Source organism: Bariatricus sp. HCP28S3_A4 (assembly GCF_052066395.1).
In the GTDB taxonomy this organism is placed as follows: Bacteria; Bacillota; Clostridia; order Lachnospirales; family Lachnospiraceae; genus Allocoprococcus.
In genome coordinates this window covers 19,358-30,408 of the sequence record NZ_JBQHSE010000034.1, presented here as the reverse complement: position 1 = coordinate 30,408, position 11,051 = coordinate 19,358, and the positions used below count along the sequence as shown (strand labels likewise).

General features: G+C 45.6%; 10 protein-coding genes. 2 read left to right on the top strand and 8 right to left on the bottom strand.

From position 1 onward, the window contains the following. Positions 1 to 619: 619 nt before the first annotated feature. The 4 genes from ACTNBF_RS14155 to ACTNBF_RS14140 form a co-directional block, all read right to left on the bottom strand. Positions 620 to 1,480, bottom strand: coding sequence for a class I SAM-dependent methyltransferase (locus ACTNBF_RS14155; protein ID WP_427806645.1), 861 nt, complete (start codon positions 1,478 to 1,480; stop codon positions 620 to 622). Positions 1,481 to 1,764: 284 nt separating this feature from the next. Continuing rightward, a complete protein-coding gene (locus ACTNBF_RS14150; protein WP_427818784.1) occupies positions 1,765 to 2,529 on the bottom strand; it encodes a hypothetical protein in 765 nt (254 codons plus the stop codon). A 14-nt stretch (positions 2,530 to 2,543) separates the two neighbouring features. After that, complete coding sequence (locus ACTNBF_RS14145; RefSeq protein ID WP_427818783.1) at positions 2,544 to 3,254, bottom strand: DUF5058 family protein; 711 nt, start codon at positions 3,252 to 3,254, stop codon at positions 2,544 to 2,546. 35 nt (positions 3,255 to 3,289) lie between these two features. Continuing rightward, entirely contained in the window at positions 3,290 to 4,516 is a 1,227-nt protein-coding gene (locus ACTNBF_RS14140) for a M20 metallopeptidase family protein (RefSeq protein ID WP_441089505.1), read from the bottom strand. Between the two features lie 233 nt (positions 4,517 to 4,749). Between ACTNBF_RS14140 and ACTNBF_RS14135 the strand changes: the two genes are divergently transcribed. Next, positions 4,750 to 6,075, top strand: coding sequence for a hypothetical protein (locus tag ACTNBF_RS14135; protein WP_427806640.1), 1,326 nt, complete (start codon positions 4,750 to 4,752; stop codon positions 6,073 to 6,075). A gap of 134 nt (positions 6,076 to 6,209) precedes the next feature. Here the strand turns inward: ACTNBF_RS14135 and ACTNBF_RS14130 are convergent, their stop codons facing one another. The 3 genes from ACTNBF_RS14130 to ACTNBF_RS14120 form a co-directional block, all read right to left on the bottom strand. After that, positions 6,210 to 6,656: a group II intron maturase-specific domain-containing protein gene (locus ACTNBF_RS14130; protein WP_441089504.1), complete on the bottom strand. Its 447-nt coding sequence runs from the start codon at positions 6,654 to 6,656 to the stop codon at positions 6,210 to 6,212. Between the two features lie 291 nt (positions 6,657 to 6,947). Then, entirely contained in the window at positions 6,948 to 8,735 is a 1,788-nt protein-coding gene (locus ACTNBF_RS14125; protein ID WP_441024332.1) for an aminopeptidase P family N-terminal domain-containing protein, read from the bottom strand. 156 nt (positions 8,736 to 8,891) lie between these two features. Continuing rightward, a complete protein-coding gene (locus ACTNBF_RS14120) occupies positions 8,892 to 9,335 on the bottom strand; it encodes a DUF3783 domain-containing protein (protein WP_441089503.1) in 444 nt (147 codons plus the stop codon). Positions 9,336 to 9,555: 220 nt separating this feature from the next. Between ACTNBF_RS14120 and ACTNBF_RS14115 the strand changes: the two genes are divergently transcribed. Then, a complete protein-coding gene (locus ACTNBF_RS14115; protein ID WP_441024337.1) occupies positions 9,556 to 10,509 on the top strand; it encodes an AEC family transporter in 954 nt (317 codons plus the stop codon). Positions 10,510 to 10,567: 58 nt separating this feature from the next. Here the strand turns inward: ACTNBF_RS14115 and ACTNBF_RS14110 are convergent, their stop codons facing one another. After that, a complete protein-coding gene (locus ACTNBF_RS14110; RefSeq protein ID WP_427806634.1) occupies positions 10,568 to 11,047 on the bottom strand; it encodes a low molecular weight protein-tyrosine-phosphatase in 480 nt (159 codons plus the stop codon). Between the last annotated feature and the right edge of the window lie 4 nt (positions 11,048 to 11,051).

Here is an 11,051-nt window from a genome sequence, read left to right as displayed (position 1 = left end):
CCCCCCCCCCCCCCCCCCCCCCCCCCGAATTACAAGCAGACGACGGCATACCAGATGTCACTACTCGTCTCGTGGGCTCGGAGATGTGTATAAGAGACAGTTACCCCGAGCGAGAGCGAGTCCGGGAACCCACCCCGCATGGACGAAGGCTGTGCGCTTGAACGAGAGCCGGGGAGTAAAATTCCAAAGGGGAGGGAATGTGATAAATTGTAGGGGTGTGAAAGACGTGCCTTTGAGTGGCTCCTACTTTGTAGGAGCCACTCTCGGCACATAATGTTGTATTGTTGGGATATTGCTTGATTAGTGTTTGTTTTTTGTTTTCGACTGATTCTTGTGTTGTGGGTGCGAATAGTCAGCGGGATTGTCTCTGTGTGTGTAGCGGAGGTTAAGTGGAGCGTTCCGAAGATACATGCCGAAGATGTTAGGCGGCGGGAGGGGAGCTGCTTTCAGCGACCCTTCCGGCACCTTACATATTCGTGCATGAGCTGAGGTAGAGCGCAACGTCGTAGCTACACACATGGAGACAAGCACGCGTCCCTATTCCACCCGCCACTCCCCGTGCATGAGCTGAGGTAAAGCGCAACATCGCAGCTACACACATAGAGACAATCTCGCTTCCCTACTCCACCCACCATCTCCCACTTGCTCCACAGGGGAGGACGAGTCCATTCGATGTTACGGGCAGTCCGATTTCCTGGGAATCGACGTAGCCGTTGTATTTTTTCAGTTCTGTTGCGAGCATGTAAGTCAGGACTGCAGGTGCAAGTCCGGTGGTGTAGGAGTTGATGAGGAAGAAGAGGGGATCATCCGACAGGATCTGTGTACAGAGTTTGATCAGGGGATGGATGGCATCTTCTATTTTCCAGATTTCTCCTTTGGGTCCCCGGCCGTAAGAGGGGGGATCCATGATGATCGCGTCGTAGTGATTGCCGCGGCGGATCTCGCGTTCTACAAATTTCATACAGTCGTCCACCAGCCAGCGGATCGGAGCATCTGCGAGTCCTGAGGACACGGCATTTTCTTTGGCCCAGGTCACCATGCCTTTGGAGGCATCTACGTGTGTCACTTGTGCACCGGCTGCAGCTGCTGCAAGTGTGGCGCCGCCTGTATAGGCAAAGAGATTCAGCACTTTAACAGGGCGACCTGCCTGTCTGATCTTCTCTGAAAACCAGTCCCAGTTTGTCGCCTGCTCCGGAAAAAGTCCGGTGTGTTTAAAATTAAACGGCTTCAGGTTGAAAGTCAGATCTTTATAGTGAATCTGCCACTGCTCCGGAAGATCGAAGAATTCCCATTCTCCACCGCCTTTTTTGCTGCGGTGATAATGCGCATTCCGGTTTTTCCATCCTTTATGTGTCTTCGGTGTATTCCAGATCACCTGCGGATCCGGACGCACAAGGAGATACTGTCCCCATCTTTCCAATTTTTCTCCATTGGAAGAATCAATCACTTCATAGTCTTCCCATCCATCTGCAACCCACATATTTGTAATTCCTTTCTTTAACCGATATTTGTTTCGCATGAATCAATCATCCGCAAACATTCATTATTACTTTGTCACTATTTCTTTAGTTAGTATATCGAAAAAGTGCTTCCAGTACAAGCACAAATCTTTTCATTAACCAGAGTCCTTATCACCAGCGGTATTTTACTGCAGAAGTGCCACTTGTCTCAAATCAAAAAGAGATGTATGCCTCATCGTTATTCACGCAATGGGGCACACACCTCTATTTCATTTTCTGTACTATCTTGTCAGACAGCCGGAATTTATTTCTCTTTCTTTGCCACAGCCGGGTTATCCTCTACAGTAATAACACCTTTCTTCCAAAGAATACGTGATGTAATGATTGCGATCGGAAGCATTGCAATAATCAGGAATCCGATTGCTCCGAACAGAGATCCGCCGGATGTAATTCTTACGAACAGTGAAAGGAGTGTTACGATAACAAGTACCGGAATAACACCCTTTGTACCGCCTTTTACGATCTTGCTTCCTGAACTGCTGCTTGAGAACAGACCCAGAGTCAAAGAACCGAACAGAGCCGGAATGATATATCCAGAAGCCGTCTTGATCTGCGGGATTTCGAAAATGAAACCAATCTGTGAGCTCAGCAGAGCTGCAAGTGCCAGGATAACAATTGTCATGATAGATGAAACGGCTACTGCTACAGATGCAACAGCATCACCTTCCGGTGTATTCTGCTCTGTTTCTGTCAGCTTGATTGCATTGATTGCAACCGGGAGTTTCAGGTTCATGATATTGCCGGTAATAAATGTCAGGTAAGATGAACTTCCCAAAATCGGGGTATAACTGATTGCTTCTGAAATACCAACCGGAATATAAATAAGCAGGATACTGATCGTTGAAACATTGATAACATCACCGAATGACGGCATTGCATCATAAACAGTCAGCACAACAAACGGAATTGCTGTCATATAGATCAAAGCGATGACCGTTCCGAGACGTCCTACACTGTGAGACCATTTCTGAAACGGATCCATTACTACACTGTTTTTCTCTTTACTCATAATAACTTCCTCCTCTATTTAAAGATGCTGGTCCACAGTACGGATGATGCCATACCACCGATCATTGAGAACGCCATGATAAAGTCGTTCAGCCATTTCAGACCCGGTTTCGCAGCCAGGACACCAAGAACAACAGCGATAATAAGACCGGTAACCATAACTAACGCCTGAATTGTATCACCGATCAGAAGAACCGGAACATAAACTGAGAACAGACATAACATAAAGCATCCGCTCAGAACGTATTTCCATGTGCTTGCATTTTCACTCTTGGAAACACTCATACATAACTTCTTTCCTAACGGAATCAATACGAAGAATCCACTCAGCATACCGATCGTCATAAGGATCATAACAACACCGAACTGGCTTCCTGTTGCCTGTTCCAGCATCTGTGAACTTGTCTCAAATCCGATTGCAGAAGCAACGCTGCTTGAGATCAGAGTCTCATAAGACAGTGAACCGATAACGGAAAGTCTCCACCATGACCATACAGTTCCGAGAACCGGGATCAGTGCAAACAGACCTACAACGATTGATAAACTTGGTACAATTGAGAAAACAAGGCTTGATTTGATAACTTTGCTCAATGCCTCTTTTGAAATTCCCATTTCAAGGCAGCGTGCATACGCTTTCTTTAAATACAGCAGCGAAAATGCTACAATGTACAGCAAACCGATTATAATCATAATCAGCAGCAATGGGCTAGTAATAATTTCTTTCATACGTCTTCTCTCCCTTTCCTTTTTTGAATCTTTGGTTATTTGTGTTCTTCCAGCCATCTCATGGCTGCATATGCATAAACGGCACTTCCCTGGGCAAGTACGGCATCATCGAATTTTACCATCGGATGATGTTGTGGATATTTGTACCCCTTGCTCGGTTCACCTGCCGCAAGTGCAAGCATAATTGAAGGTACTTCATGGCTTACATAAGCGAAATCCTCAGAACCTGCTGATTTGGATCCGCTTCCGCCACCGGACATCGCTGCAAGCTGTCCTGTTGTAAATGCTTTCGTCGGTCCAAGAAGTTCTCTCATATAAGTAGCAGTTGCTTCTGAGAGCTCATAGTCATTCTTAAGAACCGGACATCCCTTACCGAAATCTACCATCGCAGAAGCACGGAAACTTGCCGCTACGCCTTCTGAGATTTCCTGAATTCTCTGCTTGATAAAGGCTCTTACTTCTTCATCGTATGTACGGATCGTACCACTCATCATCACGGTATCCGGAATGACATTTGCCGCCTGGCCTGCATGAATCGTTCCGATCGTCAGAACCGCTTCATCTACCAGTGCAAGTTCTCTTGCATGAATCTCCTGCAGAGCAGTGATGATATGTGCTGCAACCGTGATCGGATCCACACCATTATTCGGCATGGAGCCATGGCATCCTTTTCCCTGAACACGGATCTCAAAATAATCCGCACCCGGTGCACTGATTCCTCCGTCGCTTACAACAACAGAACCGGCCGGGAACGGCACACCTGCCATAACATGAATCATCAATGCCGCATCAACATGCGGATTCTCCAGAACACCTGCCTGAATCATGTCATGGGATCCGGCAAAAATCTCTTCTGCCGGCTGGAACATAAGTTTAACAGTTCCTTCGATCTCATCTTCATGAGCTTTCAGAAGCTTAGCTGCGCCAAGCATCATCGTTGCGTGCATATCGTGACCGCAGGCATGCATATTCTCTGTCTCTGATGCAAAGTCTACCCCCGATTCCTCATGCATCGGCAGAGCATCCATATCACCACGGATCAAGAATACTTTTCCCGGTTTTTTACCACCTGCAGTAACAACCACGCCAGCTTTTCCACAATCTTTCGGTTCATATCCCATTGCGGTAAGCTCAGCTTTTACAAAGGCTACAGTCTCTTTCAAATCAAAGCCGAGCTCAGCATGTCTGTGAAGATAATGTCTCTTCTCAACAAGCTCCTGCTCATGCCCCTGAGCCTCTTGTAATAAAAGTTCACCGTTCATAAAACCCCTCCTTGATTTTTCTCCTTGTCATTTAAGGAACATTAAAGGAACACTTTATGTATGGGATTATACACCCGATTTATAAAAATTGCAAATATGTTTATAAATATTGCCTATATTTTGTAAAAAATATATAAACAAAATGCTCTGTTTCATATTTTCGGAAGTTTCTTCTTGATTTTAGGAACACTTTAGGAGAAAATGATTTTGTATATCATCGGGAGGGGACCGCTATGAAAGAACATTTATTGATTATCTCATCTGAATATTTATCACAATACCTGAAAGATATGCTCCGTGATTATCCGGATCCGATTGAGTACCGGGTTATCGAATATCATTCTTTTTCTGAACTAAAAGGCATTTACTACGCAAATGAAAAATGGGCAGACGGAATTCTCACCACCGGTACAGTCGTGCAGACTGTCATTGAGCGGTCAGTTCCACACATTTCCATGCCACTTCTCTCACTTGCCACAGATAACGAGAGTTTTTACCGGATTCCTTTGACACTACTGATCGAAAACCGCATGCTGGATCCGGAGCGGATTATTTTTGATGTATTTGTCAATTCCAAACCTGCAGCTTCCGTCCGGGACCTGATTGAATACAAGAGCATCAATGTCATGTTTCCCGAATTCACCAAATGGCTTTCTTCTGCTTCTCTGGAAGAGTTATATCATGTGGAGGATCAGTCACTCGCAGAGATTAATAAACTATGGGAAAAAGGAAAGATCGATATGGTCATATGCCGTTACGGGAACCTCGTTCCCCGGCTCAAGGAACTGAAGATTCCCTGTGTGTTTGCCTCCTTCAGCGACGAATATATGTACCAGATCATTCAGCTGCTCCTTACCAAAATCAAAATCGATAAGCTGACCGCACATTCTCCTGCTGCTATATCAATCGCCCCACAGAATGCCGTCGTGGAAATCTGGGGTGTCTTAGAAGATGACGAATTGCAGAAAGCATTTCAAGATTTTACTATCCGATACGACCTGGATCTTTCCATCCATCGGAAGCATAATGCCTATTATATCATGACAGAAAAAAAGATTTTATCCTATCTGACCAATGATTTCCAGAAAAGTGTTCTTTCTGATTATCTGGATAAAAACACAAAGCTTTCGCTTACCGTCTCATACGGAATCGGCAATACAATGGATGAAGCCCTTGACAACACTCAGCTTGCTTTCCGGGCAGCCGGGAACACGACCGATTCCTACCTCGTTGATGCGGAGCACAAGCTGACCGGACCGCTTAACACAGATCATCCGGTGATTTCCAGCCAGATTCTCACGCCGCAGATACAGGAAATCGCTGATAAATCTTCTCTTTCTACTGCAACGGTCCACCGCCTGAACCGGCTTCTTATTCTCCTGGAACGGCGTGAACTGACAAGTGTGGATCTGGCTGAGAACTTTCATATTACAGTGAGGGGCGCCAACCGGATCCTTCAGAAGCTTGAAAGCGCCGGATTCGTTCATTCCACACTTCAGAAAAGCAACCATATGAAAGGGCGCCCGACCAAAATCTATCATATCGACTGGGATATCTAGAAAACGTTTAAATATGATGCTAACACGATTTCCGGTAGAGTAGGCGGATGAACCTTTCATCCGCCCCTCATCAAACCTTGCATGAGGGTCTCCCTCGCACGGCTTTCCGACATTCTTCTTTCTACAGCATTACGTCATGCTTTAGCCATTTTCTTTAATCCTTTTTCGTAAATGCTATTTCTAACAAATCCCACCTTTGACATATGATGTCGCCTTCGGTGCTTCTTGTTATACCATCTTGCAAAGGAGCAGATAATGTACCAGTCTAGTGCCTGCATCCATTTTTCATTTGTCTTAGTAGAATAGTAATTCTTCCATCCTGTGATTTTAGGATTCAGATTCTTTATTAAATCTTCTTCTTTTGCAACTAGCAGGCTTCGATTGTTTACATTCCTTTTGATTTCTGCTTTCATTTTCTTCATGGCTTTTCTGCTAGGGTACTGATAGCTTATACGCTTTCTCTTTACCTTTCGGTGATGGGTAGGGTCTCTCCAGTTCCGAACCACACTTTTCATACTTACCGTTTCCTCTATACCGAGGGATTCCTCCGTGCTGCATTCCAGTTTCTTCACACGTTCCATGGTTTTCGCCTATATTGCCCAGGCTCAACTTCCCTTTGTTCTCTTTCGAGACCTTTTTAACGATACGGCAGAATTCACTTAATGTTACGGTCTGCACGATTGCTCGCACCTCTTATCAAGGTTACTTTATCCACTCGCTTAGCACCCTGTATTACTACAGCGCACCGAGTTTAGCTACACGGCTCACTGGCGATTACCGTGACCGGACTTGCACCGGCAAGTGTGGTCCAGCTTCGCTGGACACACGAAATAAAACAAGGGGAGACTCCGTCTCCCCTTTGTTCATTCTGTCTAAATCTCTCTTGTATATTTCGCCAGCCATTCTTTCTCTTCTTCATTCAGGTATGGAGAAACTTTCTCATATACCTGCTTATGATAATCGTTCAGAAGCTTCTTCTCCTCTGCCGTCATCATATCCGGATTGATTGCATCCAGATCCATCGGAACGTAAGTAATCGTATCCATATACATGAACTGACCATATTCATTTTTCTCACCCTTGCATACCAGAAGCTCGTTTTCCAGACGAACTCCATGAGATCCTTCAATATAAACACCTGGCTCATCGGTAATCACCATGCCTTCTTCCAGCGGTTGAATTTCATGTGCACGATACTGCCAGCGGAAACCGGACGGACCTTCATGGATATTCAGAAGATATCCTACTCCATGACCTGTTCCATGATTAAAGTTCATGTTTCTATCCCAGAACGGCTTTCTCGCCAACATATCCAGAGTTAATCCGGTACATCCATACATGAATTTCGCACTTGCAAGCATAAGATTACTGATAGCTACCAGCGTGAAATCATCCTTCATATACTGCGGGATCTCACCCAACGCATACGTTCTTGTAATATCAGTAGACCCTTCATAGAAACCTGCTCCCGTATCAGTCAGGAACATCGTCCCCTCATGAAGCACTGCACTGCTCTCCGGTGTTGCTGAATAATGTGCACTTGCCGCATGCTCTCCCAAAGCAGAAATCGGTCCGAAGCTCGGACGGATAAAGTTGCCCATCTCAACGCGGAACTCATCCAGCTTCTCAGAAGCGCTGATCTCAGTAATCTCCTGCTTTCCAATATTTTCCTTCAGCCATTTCATAAAACGAACGTGTGCCACACTGTCCTTAATCTGCGCCTTACGGATATTTTCAATCTCCACCGGATTCTTCATAGCCTTGAAAAGCTCTTCCGGATTCCGTTTTTCAACCTTAACGACATTTTCCGGTATATTGCTGTAAAGAGCATAATTCAATTTGCCCGGGTCGATCAGAACGACTTCTCCATCCTCCAATTTCTTAACATCTTCGTAAATGTTATTATACGGATGAAGAACGACGCCGTCTTTCGCAAGTGCTTCCTTAATCTCAGCACTTAATTTCTTCTCATTGATATACAATTCCATGCTGTCCATGGTAATAACCGCATAAGAAAGTACCAGCGGGAAGAATTCCACGTCATTTCCACGAATATTCAGAATCCAGCAGATATCGTCCAACGTCGTAAGAATGTGCTTTGCAGCGCCGCATTCCTTCATGTACTCACGAATTCTCGCCAGCTTGCTTTCTGTTGTCTCACCGGCATACTTCAATTCCAGCGCAAATACGGGCTCTTCAGAAAGTGCCGGGCGATCCTCCCACACTTCATCGACCAGATCATAATCATACACGATCTTCGCATTCTTTTCCGCCGTGATCTTCTCATATTCAAGGCCGGATCCCATAGCGATTACTCTTCCGTCAAATCCCAGGACTCCGCCTTCCGGCACTGCTGTCTGCAAATATTCATTCAAAGTCGGCACTCCCGGTTCTCCCATTTTCATCAGCTCTACCGGAGATCCAGCAAGCTGCTTGCCTGCCTGAATAAAATATCTTCCGTCTGTCCACAGACGCGCTTCACTGGCTGTAATGACTGCAGTTCCTGCCGATCCGGTAAATCCGGTCATATATGCACGAGCCTTGAAATGTCCCCCCACATATTCACTTTGATGAAAATCTGCTGTCGGAATCACATATACGTCCATTCCCTTTTCAGCCATTTTCTCGCGCAATCTCGCAATTTTCTCTGCAATACTCATTTCTTTGCTACCTCTCTTCTCACGTTTTTAAGTAATAAAATAATGTATTTATATCTTGTCCAAGACAGAGCTTCTGTCCCTAACACTCAAAACGGTCCACCGGACCATTTTCTCATATGCATAGCAACTAAAACAGATCTTTTCAATCCGCTTTACCTACTTCTTCTGAGCCATAATCGCCTCATGTTCCCGCTCCAGCTCCCGGTACAGTTCCGGAATCGTCCAGCTCTGATTCGTGTCTGTCAGGACCGCTTTATAATCCACCGGACCGATCACTTTCTTTCTCATCAGAAACAATACCTGATTCAACTGCTGCTCCGCAAGCCCGGCAAACACAATCATTTCCTTTGCCAGAACAATACTTTCATCATCATCACTTTCAGACTGCGTCTCCACAATTCCGACAAGCTCACCAATCGTTTTATAATACTCTTCCGGCTCTACAAGCCTTACCTTAACCTTAAGCGTCATCAGAACCATCTGAATCTCACGCAGCTTCTGCTTATCCTTAAAATTAACCAATAACACGGTCGCCCGCATACTGTCACTCCTTCCACGCGATATTCCTTCTCGCTCTTGGCAGTGTAATTCTTCATCCATATAAGGTCATATCACGACGTTCTCACTGTGCATGAACATCATAACACACCTTTCCCAAAAGTTCCATGCCTCAGAAGAGAATTTTCATCTACTTTTTCTTGTCTTTCTTTGCGAACAGTAAAAAACACGCTTGTGAAATCTCTTTTTTTCAGTATAATAAGAAGAGATTCGGATACAAAATCCAGGCAATCCATATAAATGAAAGAAATGAGGTAATACCATGAACGTAATGACCGCCGGACTTCAAATGTTTGTCATGTTTCTGTTAATACTAGCCGGCTATTTCTGCTACAAAGCCCATATGATCTCCCAGGAAAATAATGCCTGTCTTTCCAGGCTGGTTGTAAATGTCTTCAACCCTGCTATGATTTTCTCCAGCGTACTTGGGAATTCCGGAAACGGCACTGTGGACTCCATACCGCTTCTCTTTCTGGTCTCTGCCGGAATCTATCTCTTCCTGATCATCCTGTCGAAGATCCTTGTTCGGATTTTCCGTGAGACAGGCGACCAGCAACAAATCACTGAACTCCTTTATATATTTGCAAATGTCGGTTTTGTCGGCATCCCTGTTGTAAAGGCACTTTTGGGAACGGATAAACTGATTTATGTTGCCGTATTTATCCTGGAATATAACATTCTGGTCTACACCTACGGCATCTCCCTGCTGAGACACGGTTCGAAAGGAACAGACACCCCAAAAGCCGCATTCCAATTGTCCACATTAAAACCACTGGTTAATCCGGGCACCATTGCCTGTGTAGCAACCCTTTTCATATTTGTCACCGACATCGTCCCTCCGCAGCCACTTAGCGACGGACTCCAGTATCTGGCAAATGCTACCACTCCGATCTCACTCATCGTAATCGGAGTCTCCCTGGGAATCCAGGCAGATCTCGTCTCCCTCTTCACCAGCGGGAAACGCTATCTCTTCTGCCTGTGCAAATTGCTGGTAATCCCGATAATCGGGACCCTGTTCCTCAAACGCCTTCCGATCTCTAATGTGATGTGTCAGGTTTATATGATCATGATGGCAATGCCTTGTGGGAATCTTATCCTGATGCTGGTTGAAGAAAGCGGGCGGGACGGACGAGAATGTTCTTATCGAATTATCCTTTCCACACTGCTATCCATACTGACCATCCCAATCCTGATATTCCTGTATCCATATTTATAATTTATCATAATCCGCATAAATATTTCCCCGGCAAACCACTCTGGCTTGCCGGGGAATCTTATTTCCATCCGAAATCATGTTCAAGAATGTACTGCATCAGGCCTTCACAGCCCTCTCGGATTTCCCGGTAAGCCACATCAAACCGCTCACTGTACCACGGATCGGAAATGCTGGCATTCCTTCCCGCGTACTGTAGCAGAAGCGAAATCTTCCCGCCCTTGTGGCCGGTCATCCGCTCAATGTTGCGGATGTTCATCGTGTCCATGCCGACCAGATAATCATAGTAGTCGTAGTCAGATTTCTTAAGTTGCACCGCTCTCTTACCGTCACACTTGAGGTCATGGCGCGCAAGCTCCTGCCTGGCCGGCGGATAAACCGGGTTGCCGATGCCGTTCCAGATCTCCTCGGTGCTGGTCGCGGCGGATGCGATCTCAAATTGGTCTGAAAGGCCTTGTTTTTCTGCCATGTCTTTGAAAATGAATTCTGCCATTGGGCTGCGGCAGATGTTGCCGTGGCAGATGAAAAGTACCTTAATCATGCAT

What these genes read in the sequence shown, in the direction of transcription:
- ACTNBF_RS14155 (WP_427806645.1), bottom strand. Translation starts at nt 1,480, where the DNA reads ATGTGGGTTGCAGATGGATGGGAAGACTATGAAGTGATTGATTCTTCC.
- ACTNBF_RS14150 (WP_427818784.1), bottom strand. Translation starts at nt 2,529, where the DNA reads ATGAGTAAAGAGAAAAACAGTGTAGTAATGGATCCGTTTCAGAAATGG.
- ACTNBF_RS14145 (WP_427818783.1), bottom strand. Translation starts at nt 3,254, where the DNA reads ATGAAAGAAATTATTACTAGCCCATTGCTGCTGATTATGATTATAATC.
- ACTNBF_RS14140 (WP_441089505.1), bottom strand. Translation starts at nt 4,516, where the DNA reads ATGAACGGTGAACTTTTATTACAAGAGGCTCAGGGGCATGAGCAGGAG.
- ACTNBF_RS14135 (WP_427806640.1), top strand. Translation starts at nt 4,750, where the DNA reads ATGAAAGAACATTTATTGATTATCTCATCTGAATATTTATCACAATAC.
- ACTNBF_RS14130 (WP_441089504.1), bottom strand. Translation starts at nt 6,656, where the DNA reads ATGGAACGTGTGAAGAAACTGGAATGCAGCACGGAGGAATCCCTCGGT.
- ACTNBF_RS14125 (WP_441024332.1), bottom strand. Translation starts at nt 8,735, where the DNA reads ATGAGTATTGCAGAGAAAATTGCGAGATTGCGCGAGAAAATGGCTGAA.
- ACTNBF_RS14120 (WP_441089503.1), bottom strand. Translation starts at nt 9,335, where the DNA reads ATGGATGAAGAATTACACTGCCAAGAGCGAGAAGGAATATCGCGTGGA.
- ACTNBF_RS14115 (WP_441024337.1), top strand. Translation starts at nt 9,556, where the DNA reads ATGAACGTAATGACCGCCGGACTTCAAATGTTTGTCATGTTTCTGTTA.
- ACTNBF_RS14110 (WP_427806634.1), bottom strand. Translation starts at nt 11,047, where the DNA reads ATGATTAAGGTACTTTTCATCTGCCACGGCAACATCTGCCGCAGCCCA.